Source organism: Paraburkholderia sp. BR10923 (assembly GCF_040948765.1).
GTDB classification, from domain to species: domain Bacteria; phylum Pseudomonadota; class Gammaproteobacteria; order Burkholderiales; family Burkholderiaceae; genus Paraburkholderia; species Paraburkholderia youngii.
The window spans coordinates 1-15,342 of the sequence record NZ_JBFPKO010000019.1 but is presented as its reverse complement, the minus strand read 5'-3'; the positions used below and the strand labels follow the sequence as shown (position 1 = coordinate 15,342).

Genomic DNA, 15,342 nt, shown 5'->3' with positions numbered 1-15,342 from the left:
TTAACGATAGACCCTAAGCCATTAAACTATAAGAGAAAATTGTCGCAAGAAACCAGTGCGACACGGAGTCGTTCAACATATCGCGGTTTCGAGGAAATCGTCGCGTCGGGCGGTGCGAGGGCTGCACCGGGGGCAATCGTGTCGAGCGACGGATCGGAGAGAAAATTGGCGTCGCGACGGAGCTTTCCGCCATCGACGCCAGCTTGCTGCTTTTACCGCAACTTCTTCGGCTGGTTGACCGGCTTACTGGCCGATTGCGCGGATCGACAGTGCGCTCTTCACCGACGTCACGCCTTCCACGCCTTGAGCGGCGTTCGTCGCGATTTCGATCTGAGCCTGCTCCGGCACCGAGCCTTCCAGCGTGACCGCGCCGTTGCGTGCGCGCACGGTGATGTTGCCGACGGTCAGGCCCTTCGTACGTGCGAGCTTCGCGCGGACCTTCTTCTGCAGAGCGCGATTAGCCTGTTTATCCTGCTTGGTGGTCGGTGCCGCTGCCGCCGGCGCTTCGGTCGCGGCCGCATCGCTGCTTTGCGCGTACGCGTTGAGGGAAGCGAGAACGACCAGCGCGCCGCCGATCACCTTGATTGCCGAGAATGCTTTCATTCAACCATCTCCTGTTGTCGTAGAACGTCGATCCCCCGGATGGGGTCGATTTTTTTTTACATCAGCGGGTACAGCGGGATTCAATGCGAATGAAACAGGTACAGCAGCCATGCGAACACTTTCAGCCGACACGGATGTTTCCGCGAGCCGCGAAGGGCGCGCCGAGACATGCAAACGGCCGTGTGACCGGCCGGAAGCACACGATACAGCAATTAGTGCCATGTTGACTTGCCGGCGCAGAAAATGAGGCGTCGGTACAACGAATTTGCCGGTCGCAACCCTCTATGACGTGGGATTTCAGCATCGACTTAAGGACATCCAGCCCATGCGAAACGAAGCTCTTCCGATCCGACCATTACGCCGAGACGATCTGCCGGTCGATACGGTCGAACTCGCGCGCTTCATGGTCGGCAAATATCTCGTGCACGATCTGCGCGAAGGACGCCTGAGCGGCCGCATCGTCGAGACCGAGGCGTATCCGCTCGGCGATTCGACGAGCCACGCGTTTATCGGACGTCGTCCGTACAACGGCTCGATGTTTCTCGCGCGCGGTCATGCCTACGTGCGGCTGACCTACGGCGTGTCGTACATGCTGAATATGTCGTCCGAAGCGGAGGAGGTCGGCGCCGGCATCCTGCTGCGGGCGATCGAACCGCTCGAAGGGCTTGCGCTGATGGAAGCGCGCCGTCCCGGCGTGCCGCTGCGCGATCTCGCCCGCGGACCCGGTCGGCTGACAGTGGCATTCGGCATCGGCCAGGCGTTCGACGGCCACGATCTGTGTACGGGGCGCGGGCTATGGATCGGCGTGATCGAAACCGGCGACGCACCGGTCGGCGTGACGACGCGCATTGGCCTTTCGCGCGAGATGCACCGGCCGCTACGATTTTTCGAACCGGGCAGCGCGTTCGTCAGCGGCCCGCGCAAGCTGCTGACGATTCCGCATTCGGGCGCATGACGTTCGGAAACATCAGACGCGAAGGTGACGTTCCGTACAATTGTTGCCCGGAACATCATGCGGGGCGCATCGACTCCGAGATATTCCCCCGGCATTATTGCGATCAAAACAATTTTCTATCTCACAATTAAGGGTTTTCCCTTGTTCATGCGGTGACTAGACTGAACATATTCGCTGCACACCACGGTGTCGGCGATGCAGATAAAACCACATTGGAGGGAAGTCATCATGAAATCGCTGATCAAGGCAGTTGCCATTGCAGCCATTGCCGCCGCGCCGATCGTATCGTTCGCGCAATCGAGCCAGCAGCCGGTCACCCGCGCCCAGGTTCGCAACGAACTGATCCAACTGGAGCGCGCGGGCTATAACCCGTCGACCTCGAACGACGCGGAATATCCGGCCGACGTCCAGGCCGCCGAACAGCGCGTGCAAGCGCAAAATCCGGCCGTCGCGCAAACCCAGCCGACCGCTAACACCAGCGGTTACGGCGCGCCGATGAGCGGAGCGACGCAAGCGGGTCGCGTGACGCAGCCGCAGCCGACGAGCGGCCCGAAGAGCGTGTATTTCGGTAACTAATTTCGCTAACCGGTAACCACGCACGCAGCGCCGCGCTGTGCGCCGCTTTCGCGGGCGCACAGCGTTTCGTACAAGGTACTGTTTTCAATCGAGCGCGCCGCACCCATGAGCCGCGAGCGTGCCGTCCGTGCGCGGGTTGCGTTCCTCTTTCCGAAGGAACCTCCGCTGCCGCAAGGTAGCTTGGCCCAAGCTCTTCCTGGCTTGGGCTTTTTTTGCGGCCGGTCCCGAGCGGATGAACGCCAGGCGATCGCTCGGCGCAGCTCGTGCTTCAGCGTCATTCGCCGTGGAGTCGTTCGCCGTGAATATAGAACTCGAGTTGCTGGATGGTGAACTGCTGTTCCGCGATAATGTCCTTCACGAGGTCCCCAATCGACACCATGCCGATCAGCCGGTCGTTCTCGATGACAGGCAGGTGACGCATGCGCCGCTCGGTCATCAGCGCCATGCACTCTTCGGTCGTCTGGTCGGGGCGAACGAAGCGCACCGCCTTCGTCATGATGTCGCGTACGGGCGTCGCCTTCGACGACCGGTCCATCAGCACCACCTTGCGAGCATAGTCGCGCTCCGTGATGATGCCGGCGATGCTGTCGCCGTCGGTCACCACCAGCGCGCCGATACCCTTCTCGGCCATCAACCGGATCGCCTCATAGACGGAGTCGTCGGCGCCAATCGTGTAGACGTTGGAGGGGTTCGGTTTCGTTCTGAGAAGCTGTGCAACGCTTGACATGGAGCGGCTCCGTTTCGCAATGCAGCACGCCGAAGTGGCGCGCTGTCGTGAGGGACAGGCGATTCCAGTATAGGCGCGAGGTTCGCCCGCGGTACACCGGGAATACCTCTGGCACGCCGGACGATGCGCGCCGGATCGGCCAGATTCGCACGGACTTGCCGGTCCCGTCGTGGGGCGCCAGCCGTTCTCGCGGGGGGCTGCGTTCCGTGCTCGCGAAGGGGCATCCGGGTGCGGCAGGCGGATTAGCGGTAAACTCGCAGTCCACACCTTATCCCCGGCTCGCCGGGTTCATGCCTGCACCATTGCTTAACGCCATGCTCACGTCTCAGGATTCATCGCCCGCAGCGGACGGCGCCGTCACCGGCGAATGCGTCGTTCTCGACGCCACCGCCACGCTACCCACGCGCTATGGCACGTTCACTTCCTATGTGTTTCGCGTGCTCGACAGCGGCGCCGAACATCTCGCGCTCGTAATGGGCGATGTCGCCAACCAGTCGTCCGTGCTGACGCGCCTGCATTCGGAATGTCTGACGGGCGACGTGCTCGGCTCCTATCGCTGCGACTGCGGCGAGCAGCTCGACCTCGCGCTGCGCTATATCGCGGCTGAGGGTTGCGGCGTGCTGCTGTATCTGCGCGGCCACGAAGGACGCGGCATCGGCCTGTCGAACAAGATCCGCGCGTATGCGTTGCAGGAGCAGGGGCGCGATACCGTCGAAGCCAACCTCGATCTCGGCCTGCCCGACGATTCACGCGAATACGATTCGGCCGCGGGCATCCTGCGCACGCTGAAGGTCACGTCGGTGCGGCTGATGAGCAACAATCCCGAGAAGTTCGACACGCTGTCGAAGCACGGCATTCCGGTGTGCGAGCGTGTCGCGCTCGCAATTCCGATGCGCGAGGAAAACGAGCGCTATATCCGCACGAAGCAGCTGAAGTTCGGGCATTACTTCGACGAGAACGAATAATAGCAAGTCGAGACCTGTCCGGGTTCGTCCATAGTGAGCCAATGGATGCTTCAAGTATCTGAATAAAAAAGAAAAAATATCGGAATGGCTAGCTCAATTGGCACATCAACGCTTTTCTGTGTGCGACTAAACTCGCTACCTTGGCGTAGGTTTTTGCTGCATTGTGCTGCAAACCTACGCCGAGTATGCTTCTCTCAGAAAAACCTACGCCGAGGGAAGTATGCGCTTTGATGCACGTGTCGCAGCTAAGCTGCCCAGTGGCGAGCACATGACCTTTGAGGGGTTTCCAGGACTAAGACTCCAAGCTTCGGCGAGCCGCAAATCGTGGACGTACCGGTACAAGTCGCCAATCGACAGCCGCATGCGGCAAGTGAAGCTTGGTGAATGGCCGGCAATGTCGTTTGCCGCAGCTATCGCTGCGTGGGAGAAGAGCCGTATCGAGAGGGACTCCGGTGCGGAACTCTCCGCGCTGCGTCGAAAGCAGGAAAATGAGGCCAATCGCCCATCGCCAGGTGATTACACCGTTAGACAGTTGTGCCGCGACTATCTGCAGGGATATGTAGAGCTCAATCGAAAGGCAAAGGGCGCGACCGAGGTCGCACGTATATTCAGGGCGATGTTAGGGCCGGTTGCGGATACGCGTGCAATTGCTGTCACGCGCGCCCAGGCTTTCGATTTCCTGGAGTCATATCGTTCGACGCCTGTTCTCGCTGCACGCCTTCGCATGGAGCTCGGTAATGCCTGGCGTTACGCGCTAGATGCCGGTCGTCTTCCTGAAAACACCGCGAATTGGTGGAAGGAAGTTCTACGAGGGCAACTGAAGAGCAAAGGGCGCAAGATTGAAGGCAAGCAGCAGGCATTGAGAAGTTTCCTGCTCAGCGTCGTCTAGCAAGCGGCTCTCTGCGGAACTTTCGGGAAGCGCATCGCTTGGTGGCTGCGCTGGCAAACAGAATTTTCTTTCTCTGAGGGCGTTTGCCACAATTAGTGCCGCCAATTAAATTCCGATGTGCGTGCTCAACCGTAACGATGAATCGCTCGCAGATCAATCCTCCGTTCGTTCATGTTGACGACGCCTCAGTGCAGTCCGGAACCAACGGTAACAGACGAAGGTAAAGTCGCAATGAAGATCTGTCTCTCTCTAAAAGAAGTGGCAGAGGCACTCTCTCTGTCACCGACGACCGTACAGCAACTGGTACGCGAGAAAACGTTCCCCGAACCACGATTGCTTTCCGGCCGGAGGGTGGGATGACTCGCACATGAGGTTCAGAACTGGGCTGACGCACGCCCGATCGCCAAGCTACTGCCGCCAGAGAATTCAGGCGCTAAGAAGCGGCAAGTCCCTCGAGACGTGAGCGGCCGAAATAAAGACGATTTGGACTCCATGGCGAGAACTGCGGCGACAAGTGACGCGGCCATTCGGACGCCCGCGAGAGTGCTTTGAGTTCTGGAGATCTATTGTGGGGATGACAAATTGGGGCGACCCAGCAGTAGATAAGCGGAGAAGGAATCGGCCAGATGAACAGACAAGATGTCGGCGCCAAACGCGTGGTGCTGCACAGCGGCTTTTTCCGCTTCTCGGAGTGATCGACGAAGCGGGCGCTTTGAAAAAAGGACATCGACGTTCAGATCGACGCGCGCGTCGATTGTCTGTCGATCGACTGAGCGCGCGGTCTGCCGGCAGTGAACTACGTGCCGCCCGGCTTGCCGGGCAGCACGCGCTTGAATACCTCATCGCGCAGCACGTAATGATGAAGCAGCGCGGCGGCGGCATGCACCGCAGCGATGACGATGATGGCCCAGCCGACGAGATCGTGCGCCTCGCCGATAGAATGAGGCGTGGCCTTGCTGGTCGGCGCGAACGGCGCGGGAATCAGCAGCCCGAAAAAGCTCATCGATTCGTTGCCGGACCAGCACAGCACGAAACCCAACACCGCTTCGGCCACAGCAGTGCGTACAGAAGATAATGGATGCCTTTGGCGCCCGACTCGATCCATCCCACGGCGGACACGGGACTATGATGTCCGGGTATCAGCCGCTATCGGCTGCGCACGATCAAGACGGCCGACAGCATGACCCCGAACGACATGTGGCCGACGATCATCAGGTGACGCGTGGACTTCGACGCAAACCCCCAGGTGTGGGCCAGTACAATTTGCTCACCGCCAGAATGGCCGTGATCCAACAGGATCGAGAAAGCGTCGTACTGGGTGTGGTCGTCGCCGGCCGCGATTGGGGTCGTCGTCGCGGTTGCAGGGGAATATTTGAGCCTTGTCATCGGGTCGAGCGAAAGGAATAAGAACGGTAAGGCGCCAGAAAAAAGCAGGGCTGCGACAGGTTGGCAATCGCGCTGAGTGCGAGCATTCGGTGACATGGTAAGGTCATGGCGCTCGCTACCTCCGGCGCGCGCGTGCGCTACTGTCGAGAGCGCGTACCTGGAACTGAAGGCTTTCTGAAGGAACTGGTCGGCCTTGAACCAGCATTCCTCTTTTGCTTCCGGGTCTGCATAGTGATGCGTTTCGAGTGCGTCGTCGTCGACGCGACGCGGGGTTCAATGCGACCCGCCATCGTTCTTTTGCCGCAAGCCTGTGGCCGGCTCCTCTGACGTTGGTCGTCTTCCGCTAAGATCGTCGCGGGATTAACCGACCCACACGACGGCGGCACCATCAAGTGCCACGCCTAAGCGCAAGTTCACCACCCAACACGCCATGGACCGTATCGACGCCATGAAGGTCTTCGTCGCCACGCTCGACGAGGGAAGTCTCGCAGGCGCAGGCCGCCGGCTCGGCCGCTCGCCGGCGGCGGTGAGCCGGGCCATCGCGTTTCTGGAGACCCACACGGGCACGCCGCTGCTACACCGCACCACGCGCACGATCCGGTTGAGCGAGGCGGGCGAGCGCTATGCGCTCGCGTGCCGGCGCATTCTCGCGGACCTCGAGGAGGCGGACCTGCTCGCCGCCGACGAGCGCTCCGCGCCGCGCGGCCTGCTCGGCGTGACGGCGGCGATCGCAGTGGGCGAGGAGGTGCTGCGCCCGATCGTCGATTCGTTTCTCGATCGCCATCCGCAGGCGTCGATCCGCCTGCATCTGCTCGACCGGCCCGTGAGCCTGATCGACGAAGGCATCGACGTGGCGTTGCGCATCGCGCATCTGCAGGACTCGACGCTCGTCGCCATTCCGGTGGGCGAGGTGAGGCGGGTGGTGGTCGCGTCGCCCGACTATCTCGCCACGCATCCGGCCATCGTCGCGCCCGCCGATCTCGCCAGCCATCCGATCATCTCGATGACGCATTTCGGGCTCGATTCATGGAGCTTTCCGGCGACCCGTCAAACGGCGCTGCCGCAGGTCGTGCGGTTCACGCCGCGCGTCATCGTCAACACGATTCGCGCGGCGCGGGCTTCGGCCGTGGAGGGGCGCGGGCTCACACGGCTCTTTTCCTATCACGTGGCAGATCACGTCAAGGCCGGCGCGCTGAAAATCGTGCTGCGCGACAGCGAGCACACGCCGCTGCCCGTGAATCTGGTGACGCCGCACGGCCGCCTTGCCGTGCCCAAGGTGCGCAGTTTCGTCGATTTCGCCGCGCCGCTGCTGCGCGAGTATTTCGAACAGGCGAAGCAGATCACCGACGCCGATCGCCGCTGATTCGATCGCCGCGCGGAAGAATGACTTACGCAGCGCGGCGATTCTCCCGGAATGCGACTCGAGCTAGACTGCTCCCATCTTCATCGGGTGCTTAACAGCACGGGTCCGCGGGAGTCGTCATGCAGCAAGCCGTCTCGAATCCGGCCGGTCCGGCCGGCTACAACGTCTGGCGGGGCACGCTCGCCGGGGCCAGCGCGAGCCTGATCGGCATCGGTCTCGCGCGGTTTGCCTATACGCCGCTTTTGCCTGCCATCATCGGCGCGCACTGGTTTCCTGCTTCGACCGCCGCCTATCTCGGCGCGGCGAACCTCGGCGGCTATCTGGCCGGCGCGCTGCTGGCCGGTGCGATGGTGCGCGTGGCGAAACCCGCCACCGTGCTGCGCGCGATGATGCTGCTTGCAACCATCGCCTTCGTGGCCTGCGCGGTGCCCGTGTCGTTCCTGTGGTTCTTCATCTGGCGCCTCGCGTCGGGAATTTCGGGCGGCGCGCTGATGGTGCTCGCCGCGCCCACCATCCTTGCGCACGTGCCGGCGGCTCGTCGCGGCTTCGCGAGCGGCGGGATCTTCACCGGCATCGGGCTCGGCATTGCGGCATCGGGCACGATCGTGCCGATCCTGCTGCGTCAGGGACTCACGTGGACGTGGCTCGGGCTCGCGGCCGTTTCGCTCGGGTTGACCGCGGTGGCGTGGAACGGCTGGCCCGAGCACGCGGCACCGGCGCATGTTCATGCGCATTCGCGCTTCGAAACAGCCCCGGCCTATCCGCGCGCCGGCCTGCGCTCGCTCTATGTCGAATATGGCCTGAACGCGGTGGGACTCGTGCCGCACATGCTGTTTCTCGTCGATTTCGTGGCACGCGGGCTGGGGCGCGGCGTCGAGGCGGGCGCTGAATTCTGGGTGCTGTACGGCTTGGGCGCGATCGTCGGGCCGCTCGCGGCGGGGCATCTGGCCGACCGCGCGGGTTTCGGCCGCGCGCTGCGTGTCGCGTATCTGGCGCAGGCCGCTGCGGTCGCGATTCCGGCCGTGGGCTTGTTCGGCGCGGCGGGGTTGATGGTGTCCGCCTTTGTCGTAGGCGCGTTCACGCCGGGCATCGTGCCGCTGGCGCTCGGTCGCGTCAACGAACTGCTTGCGCACCATCCGTCCGCGGTCAAGGGCGCGTGGAGCCGCGCGACCACGAGCTTCGCGGTGATGCAGGCGCTGGCGGCCTATGGTCTTTCGTTCGTGTTTTCTTCGAGCGGCGGCAATTATCCGGTGCTCTACGCGATCGGCGCGGTGGCGCTGCTGCTCGCACTCGCGGTCGATCTGCTGGCCGCACGGAGCGCGAAATGAACTCCCCGGTTTCGTCCTCATCGGCGGCGCTCGCGGCGCCGCCTGCGCGGCACGACGCGCGGCCGCGCGGCTACGCGGAGCGCAACGTCCAGTACTGGCGGCGCAATCTCGTCGTTTGCGTGTTCGGCTCGTTCACGACGCTCGTGAGCCTCAGCATGCTGCTGCCGTTCCTGCCGCTCTATGTGCGGCAACTTGGCGTCAGCTCGCAGTCCGCGGTGATCCAGTGGTCGGGCATCGCGTTCGGCGCGACCTTTCTCGGCACCGCGCTCACCGCGCCGCTGTGGGGGCGTCTGGCCGACCGCTTCGGGCGCAAGCCGATGCTCGTGCGCGCGGCGATCGGTATGGCGGTGGTGATGTCGTTGATCGGCGTGGCGCACAATGTGTACGAACTGGTCGCACTGCGTCTGATCGCCGGTCTGGTAGGCGGCTACGCGTCAGCTTCCACGGTGATGGTGGGCACCCAGGCGCCGCGCGAACGCGCGGGTTGGGCGCTCGGCATCCTGTCGACGGGCGCGCTCGCGGGCAACCTGGTAGGGCCGCTCGTCGGCGGCGTGCTGCCGGACTGGATCGGCATTCGCGGCACGTTCTTCGCGGGCGGCGCGATGATCGCGGCGGCGGCGCTGCTGACCATCTTCATGGTGAAGGAAGAGTTTCACCCGGCCAGCGACGGCAAAGCGCGCGCATCCGGCAGCTCGGACGTACCCGTGCGGCGCACCAACTACGCGGTGGTCGCGGCGCTGCTCGTCACGGCGATGATGGTGTTGCTCGCCAATATGTCGATCGAGCCGATCATCACCGTGTACATCGGTGACCTCGGCGTGAGCGCGCCGCATCTTGCTCGCGTTGCGGGCGTGGTCATGGCATGCTCGGCGCTCGGGAGCATGCTGACGGCCGCGCGCCTCGGCGCGCTGGCCGACCGCTTCGGGAGCTGGCGCGTGATCGTCGCCTGCCTCGTGCTGACGGGACTGGCAATGGTGCCGCAAGCCTTCGTCACGCAGTGGTGGCAGCTCGCGGGGTTGCGCGTGCTGATGGGTATGACGCTCGCGGGTCTGTTGCCGTCGATCGGCAAGCTCGCGCGGCAGTCGGTGGATGAAAGCAGGACCGGCGGCATGCTCGGCTATCTGCAATCGGCGCAATTCAGCGGCCAGGTGGTGGGCCCGGTGATCGGCGGCGTGATCGGCGTTCACCTCGGGCTGCACGCGGTGTTCTTCGTGACTGGCGCGCTGCTGATCGCCTGCGGCGGCCTCGCGCGCTGGGCGCACCGCCGCACTGGAGCCTGACCGGCTGGCAAGGTGGCAGCCACATTGAACCTCTAACGCATCCGGTGGGAAGGGAACATGAGCACTCAAGCGAACAACCGCGCGTTGTTGCGCACGCTCGGCATCCACAAGCCGATCATTCAGGCGCCGATGGCCGGTGTCACCACGCCGGCGCTGGCCGCCGCGGTGTCGAACGCGGGCGGTCTGGGCTCGCTCGGCGTTGCCGCGATGAACGCGGAGAACGCGCGCCGCGCGATCCACCAGACCCGCGAGCTAACCACGCGGCCGTTCAACGTCAATGTGTTTTGTCATCGTCCGGCGACGCCCGATGCCGCCGTCGAGCGCGCGTGGCTCGAATGGCTCGAACCGGTGTTCCGGCAATACGGCGCGACGCCGCCGCAAGCGCTGTCGGAGATCTACACGAGCTTCGTCGTCGATACCGCGATGCAGACGATGCTGCTCGCGGAGAAGCCGGCCGTCGTGAGCTTCCATTTCGGTTTGCCGCCCGATGCGGTGATCGCGCAACTCAAACACGCGGGTATCCGTTTGCTCGCGAGCGCGACCAATCTCGACGAAGCGGCGGTGGCCGTCGAGGCGGGGGTCGATGCGATCGTCGCGCAGGGCATCGAAGCGGGCGGTCATCGCGGCGTGTTCGACACCACCGCGCGCGACGAACGCCTCGGCACGTTCGCGCTGACGCGGCTCCTCGCCAGCGAGTTCGACCTGCCGGTGATCGCGGCGGGCGGCATCATGGACGGCGCCGGCATCGCGGCCGCGCTTGCGCTGGGCGCGCAGGCGGCGCAATTGGGCACCGCGTTCGTCGCATGCCCGGAAACCTCTATCGACGACGGTTATCGCCACGCGTTGCTCAGCGATGCGGCGCGCTCGACGACATTCACGTCGGCGATCTCGGGGCGCCTCGCGCGCAGCATCGTCAATCGCTTCACCGCGCTCGGCGAGGACCCGCAGGCGCCGCGTACGCCGTCCTATCCGATCACCTACGACGCGGGCAAGGCGCTCAACGCAGCGGCCAAGGCCAAGGGCGAGTTCGGCTACGGCGCGCAATGGGCGGGCCAGGCTGCGCCGCTTGCGCGGTCGTTGGCGGCGGGCGAACTGATGGCGCAGCTGGAGCGCGAAACGCGGGAAAGTATCGAGCGGCTGCAATCGGTGTGGAACTGAGCAGTCGGGCCTCGATGCCTCGCACGCATGGATGGCATCGAAACACGTGGCGCGCGCACCTGCCGATGCGGGTGTGGCTTCCGGCGCGTCAATTGTCGGTCGTCAGTTCCGCGTCCATGCGTTCGCTGCCGCGCGGCCGGGATCGACAGGTTCTTGAGCCAAAAGACGAAGGCGGACAGGCATGCAACGCAAATTCGACGATCTGCTGCTGGGCAGCATCGAGCTCTTCTGTTTCGCGGCGGAGCTCGGAAGCTTTACGCTCGCGGCCAACGCCGCGAGTGTCACGCCGGCGGCGGTGAGCCGCTCGGTGGCGCGGCTCGAGGAACGGCTCGGCGTGCGCCTGTTCGTGCGCACGACGCGCCAGATCCGTCTGACCGACGCGGGGCGGCGCTACTTCGAGCAGTGCCGTCAGGCGTTGTCGCAACTGATGGACGCCGAGCGCGAAGTGACGGGCGAGCAGACCACACCCGCAGGCGTGCTGCGCATCAGCATGCCGACGCCGTATGGGCACTATCGCGTGTTGCCGCTGCTGCCGGCGTTTCGCGAGCGCTATCCGCAAGTCCAGGTCGAGACGCACCTGAGCAACCGCAACATCGACTTCGCGGACGAAGGTTTCGATCTGGCGATACGCGGACGCGCACCGGCCGATTCAAACCTCGTCGCGCGCAAGCTCGAAGATGCCGAAATGGTCGTGGTGGCGAGCCCCGCCTACCTGAAACGCGCGGGGGTGCCCAACACCGTCGAGGACCTGCAGGCCCACGAGTGCATCCAGTTCGAAATGCCGAGCAGCGGGCGTCATCTCGCGTGGACCTTCGAGCGCTCGCCCGAGGATGGCGACGTGCTGACGAGCGGAAGCTATCGAACCTCCGGCGACGCGCTTGCCGGCGTGACGCTCGCGCGTGCCGGCGCGGGGCTGTTTCAGACCTATCGCTTCGTCGTCGAGGACGATCTGCGCGAAGGGCGCCTCGTGGAAGTGTTGCGCGACGCGGGCGCACGCACGCGGCCGTTCATCCTGCTCTATCCGCATGCGCGTTATTTGACGTCGCGCGTGCGCGCTTTCGTCGATTTTCTGATGGAGCAGTTGGCGAAGCCCATGACGCCCGCCGCGCCGGTGACGCGCGCGCATTGAGCCTCGTACGCGCGTCGTGTCGTGGTCCGCTCAGTGACCCGCGCTCTGGCCGCCGTCCACGTGCAGGATCTCGCCAGTCACGAACGGTGCCGAGTCGAGATAGAGGATCGCGTTGACAATGTCGCTCATCTCGCCCATATGACCGATCGGATGAAGCGCGCCGAGCGCCGCATGCGTTTCGGGCGCATGCATCGGCGACTTGATGATGCCGGGCGACACCGCGTTGGCGCGGATGCCGCGCTTCGCGTACTCGATCGCGAGCGAGCGCGTCGCGGCGGCGAGGCCGCCCTTGGTCAGCGAGGCCAGCACCGACGGCACGCCGTCGATCGCGTGATCGACGAGCGTCGTCGTGATGTTGACGACGTGGCCGCGCTCACGCTTTTCCATCTCGGCGACCGCAAGCTGCGTGATGTAGAAAAATCCCGCGAGATTGATGCCGGTGACCGTCGCGTAATCTTCGGCCGTGTATTGCGTGAACGGCTTGGCCACGAAAATGCCCGCATTGTTGACGAGCGTATCGACCCGCCCGAAGCGCGCCACGGCTGTTTCGATGACCCGTCGAGCGGTGGCCGGATCGGCGATGTCACCGGCCACGGTGACGAGGTTGGGATCGTCCGACGGCTTGATGCTGCGCGATGTCGCGACGACGTTGTGGCCGAGCTGGCGAAACGCCTTGACCGTTTCGGCGCCGATGCCTTGCGACGCACCGGTAACCACGATGACTTTGGGAGACTGACTCATAGTGAACCTCGAAGTAAATTGGATCAGCACTGTGTGATCGGGCTGATGGCTCCGACGGCTACTAATTTATGCAGTCGTGCTCCGCTTTTGCATACAGGGCGCGGACAAACACTTGTGAGCGGCAGGAACAAGAGGTCAGTCGTGACACGTCGCGTGCGTGTCGCGGCGTCTGACCTCAGCGGCACCGATCCGCATTCAGGATGTTTGCGTTCGCGGATCGTGATCGAACTCGAGCCTGATCCCGCCCGGTTCATACACCATCGTGTGGCGTTTGGGACCGGCACCGAGGTCCTCCGGCGCGAATTCGACCTTCACGCCGGGCCACGCCGATACGCGCGCGAATATATCGGTGAGCGCTTCCTCGCTGCTCACGCGCAACGCAAGATGATGAAGTCCGACATGAACCTTGCGATCGAATTCGACGATGCGGCTCGGGTCGGTGACCTGCCACAGCGTCAACATCACGTGTCCGTCCGATACGAACGCCGCCGGGTAAGCGGGCCGTTCGCCAACCTGTTTCCAGCCGAGGCACTTCACGAAGAAGTCGCGTGTGAGGTTCAGATCGCGGACCGTGAGTCCGACGTGATCGATACCTGAAGTAAGCGGGTTGTCAGTCATGATTCTGTCTTCCTGAAAAGAAAGCGGCGGTCGAATCCCCGCCAGAACATCATAGCCACATGTAGCCACATGAAATGGCGTCGATTGTCGCTGGCGGCGCAATTCAGTTTTTACACCATGTGGCGCATCTGGCGAACAAATCCGCTTGCTCAAATCTGCATAGTCAAATAAGCTGAAGTCAGATATCTTGGAGACGACCGATGGACGATTCGACCAACGAAGACTTTGAGCGCGCGCAAAAGCTGGTGTCTGTGCTGGGTCAGGCGCGTCAGCTGATTGGAAGCGAGCTCAGATCGGGGCTCGCGGATGCAGGGCTGAACCTGCAGGCGCGCGGCGTCCTGCTCACGCTTGCGCGCGGCAACGTCACAACGCCGGCCGCACTTTCGAAACAGGCAGGTATCCCCCCGGCCCGGATGACCCGGGTGCTGGACAAGCTCGAAAAGAGCGGACTGATCGAGCGCGCGCGTAACGAGAGGGATCGCCGTCACGTGGACGTGTCGTTGACCCGGGAAGGGCAGGCCGTCGCCGCCCGCAATGTCCGAGTCACCCGTGGCGCTTGGAGCGAGCGGCTCTCGCACTTCTCGAAGTCGGACTTCGATACGTTGAACGTGCTGCTGTCCAGACTGCTGAACGACTAGGCGGCATTTTTTTTATTCGATTATCTGACATATCAGATATCAGCCCGCAATCGAAGGGCGCTTCGAACCGAGACGAGGAGTTGCAATGAACCCATCGACCAACCCGGCCGCGCCGGCCCAGCTGACTGGCGCGAAATTCGCCATCGGCACGTTCGCCGTGGCGCTCGCGACCTTCATGAACGTGCTCGATTCGTCGATCGCCAACGTCGCGATTCCGACGCTGTCGGGCAACCTCGGCGTGTCGATCGACGAAGGCACATGGGTTATTACGCTGTTTGCCGCGGCCAACGCGGTGTCGATTCCGTTGACGGGGTGGCTCACGCAGCGCATCGGCCAGGTCAAGCTGTTTGTCTGGGCGATTCTGCTGTTCGTGCTGTCATCGGCGGCGTGCGGACTCGCTCCGAACCTGCTGGTACTGCTCGTCGCCCGCGTCGTGCAGGGCGCGGTGGCGGGGCCGCTGGTGCCGTTGTCGCAGGCCATGCTGCTCGCGTCGTTTCCGAAGGAAAGAAGTTCGAACGCGCTGGCGTTGTGGGCGATGACCGCGACGGTCGGGCCGATCGCGGGTCCGGCGCTCGGCGGCTGGATCACCGACAGCTACAGCTGGTCGTGGATCTTCTACATCAACGTGCCGGTCGGCCTGTTTGCCGCGGGCGCGATCTGGGCGATCTACCGCGATCGCGAGACGCCGGCCCGCAAACTCCCGATCGACAAGGTCGGCCTGATCTCGCTGATCGCATGGGTCGCACCGCTGCAGATCATGCTCGACAAGGGCCGCGACCTCGACTGGTTCAGCTCGCCGGTGATCTGGGCGCTGATGATCGTCGCCGCGGTCAGCTTCCTGTTTTTCCTGATCTGGGAATTGACCGAGGAAAAGCCGATCGTCAACCTGCGGCTTTTCGCCAGACGTAACTTCCTCGGCGGCACGATTGCGATTTCGGTCGCCTACGCGATCTTCTTCGCCAACCTCGTGATCCTGCCGCAGTGGA

18 protein-coding genes are annotated in these 15,342 nt (G+C 63.6%); 12 read left to right on the top strand and 6 right to left on the bottom strand.

The features are described from left to right. Window positions 1-243 precede the first annotated feature (243 nt). Complete coding sequence (locus tag AB3X94_RS28530) at window positions 244-603, bottom strand: BON domain-containing protein (protein ID WP_176105773.1); 360 nt, start codon at window positions 601-603, stop codon at window positions 244-246. A gap of 325 nt (window positions 604-928) precedes the next feature. Between AB3X94_RS28530 and AB3X94_RS28525 the strand changes: the two genes are divergently transcribed. Further along, window positions 929-1,558, top strand: a complete 630-nt coding sequence (locus AB3X94_RS28525; RefSeq protein WP_368613341.1) for a DNA-3-methyladenine glycosylase — start codon at window positions 929-931, stop codon at window positions 1,556-1,558. A 228-nt stretch (window positions 1,559-1,786) separates the two neighbouring features. Continuing rightward, window positions 1,787-2,134, top strand: a complete 348-nt coding sequence (locus AB3X94_RS28520) for a DUF4148 domain-containing protein (RefSeq protein WP_176105775.1) — start codon at window positions 1,787-1,789, stop codon at window positions 2,132-2,134. A gap of 274 nt (window positions 2,135-2,408) precedes the next feature. On the opposite strand, the gene AB3X94_RS28515 is transcribed toward AB3X94_RS28520, so the two are convergent. Then, entirely contained in the window at window positions 2,409-2,861 is a 453-nt protein-coding gene (locus AB3X94_RS28515; RefSeq protein WP_176105776.1) for a CBS domain-containing protein, read from the bottom strand. A 314-nt stretch (window positions 2,862-3,175) separates the two neighbouring features. Here AB3X94_RS28515 and ribA point away from each other — a divergent pair, with 314 nt between their 5' ends. From ribA to AB3X94_RS28500, 3 genes are all read left to right on the top strand, one after another. Further along, window positions 3,176-3,826, top strand: a complete 651-nt coding sequence (gene ribA, locus AB3X94_RS28510; RefSeq protein ID WP_027193807.1) for a GTP cyclohydrolase II — start codon at window positions 3,176-3,178, stop codon at window positions 3,824-3,826. A gap of 163 nt (window positions 3,827-3,989) precedes the next feature. After that, the gene (locus tag AB3X94_RS28505; protein WP_368613340.1) at window positions 3,990-4,715 is read left to right on the top strand and encodes an integrase arm-type DNA-binding domain-containing protein; all 726 of its coding nucleotides are present in this window, start codon (window positions 3,990-3,992) and stop codon (window positions 4,713-4,715) included. A 171-nt stretch (window positions 4,716-4,886) separates the two neighbouring features. After that, complete coding sequence (locus AB3X94_RS28500; RefSeq protein ID WP_368613339.1) at window positions 4,887-5,075, top strand: helix-turn-helix transcriptional regulator; 189 nt, start codon at window positions 4,887-4,889, stop codon at window positions 5,073-5,075. Window positions 5,076-5,511: 436 nt separating this feature from the next. Here the strand turns inward: AB3X94_RS28500 and AB3X94_RS28495 are convergent, their stop codons facing one another. Both AB3X94_RS28495 and AB3X94_RS28490 read right to left on the bottom strand, forming a co-directional pair. Beyond that, window positions 5,512-5,769, bottom strand: coding sequence for a cytochrome b/b6 domain-containing protein (locus tag AB3X94_RS28495; RefSeq protein ID WP_368367471.1), 258 nt, complete (start codon window positions 5,767-5,769; stop codon window positions 5,512-5,514). 92 nt (window positions 5,770-5,861) lie between these two features. Continuing rightward, window positions 5,862-6,197, bottom strand: a complete 336-nt coding sequence (locus AB3X94_RS28490) for a hypothetical protein (RefSeq protein ID WP_246391809.1) — start codon at window positions 6,195-6,197, stop codon at window positions 5,862-5,864. 334 nt (window positions 6,198-6,531) lie between these two features. Between AB3X94_RS28490 and AB3X94_RS28485 the strand changes: the two genes are divergently transcribed. The 5 genes from AB3X94_RS28485 (at window position 6,532) to AB3X94_RS28465 (ending at window position 12,359) form a co-directional block, all read left to right on the top strand. Next, window positions 6,532-7,464, top strand: a complete 933-nt coding sequence (locus tag AB3X94_RS28485; RefSeq protein ID WP_176105777.1) for a LysR family transcriptional regulator — start codon at window positions 6,532-6,534, stop codon at window positions 7,462-7,464. 119 nt (window positions 7,465-7,583) lie between these two features. Next, window positions 7,584-8,792, top strand: coding sequence for a YbfB/YjiJ family MFS transporter (locus AB3X94_RS28480; protein WP_176105778.1), 1,209 nt, complete (start codon window positions 7,584-7,586; stop codon window positions 8,790-8,792). After that, entirely contained in the window at window positions 8,789-10,072 is a 1,284-nt protein-coding gene (locus AB3X94_RS28475) for an MFS transporter (RefSeq protein ID WP_176105779.1), read from the top strand. The genes AB3X94_RS28480 and AB3X94_RS28475 overlap by 4 nt, the downstream gene beginning before the upstream one ends. Window positions 10,073-10,129: 57 nt before the next feature. After that, window positions 10,130-11,230 (top strand): NAD(P)H-dependent flavin oxidoreductase, encoded by a 1,101-nt coding sequence (locus AB3X94_RS28470; RefSeq protein WP_368613338.1) that lies wholly within the window; start codon window positions 10,130-10,132, stop codon window positions 11,228-11,230. Between the two features lie 181 nt (window positions 11,231-11,411). Continuing rightward, window positions 11,412-12,359 carry a LysR family transcriptional regulator gene (locus AB3X94_RS28465; RefSeq protein ID WP_176105781.1) on the top strand — a complete coding sequence of 316 codons (948 nt, stop codon included), beginning with the start codon at window positions 11,412-11,414 and terminating at the stop codon, window positions 12,357-12,359. A gap of 30 nt (window positions 12,360-12,389) precedes the next feature. Here the strand turns inward: AB3X94_RS28465 and AB3X94_RS28460 are convergent, their stop codons facing one another. Then, the gene (locus AB3X94_RS28460; protein ID WP_176110351.1) at window positions 12,390-13,100 is read right to left on the bottom strand and encodes an SDR family NAD(P)-dependent oxidoreductase; all 711 of its coding nucleotides are present in this window, start codon (window positions 13,098-13,100) and stop codon (window positions 12,390-12,392) included. Between the two features lie 195 nt (window positions 13,101-13,295). Continuing rightward, a complete protein-coding gene (locus AB3X94_RS28455) occupies window positions 13,296-13,718 on the bottom strand; it encodes a VOC family protein (protein WP_176384532.1) in 423 nt (140 codons plus the stop codon). 200 nt (window positions 13,719-13,918) lie between these two features. Between AB3X94_RS28455 and AB3X94_RS28450 the strand changes: the two genes are divergently transcribed. Both AB3X94_RS28450 and AB3X94_RS28445 read left to right on the top strand, forming a co-directional pair. Next, a complete protein-coding gene (locus tag AB3X94_RS28450) occupies window positions 13,919-14,356 on the top strand; it encodes a MarR family winged helix-turn-helix transcriptional regulator (protein WP_368598545.1) in 438 nt (145 codons plus the stop codon). A gap of 85 nt (window positions 14,357-14,441) precedes the next feature. Further along, the coding region (locus AB3X94_RS28445) for a DHA2 family efflux MFS transporter permease subunit (RefSeq protein WP_368613337.1) at window positions 14,442-15,342 on the top strand (901 nt) is incomplete at its 3' end.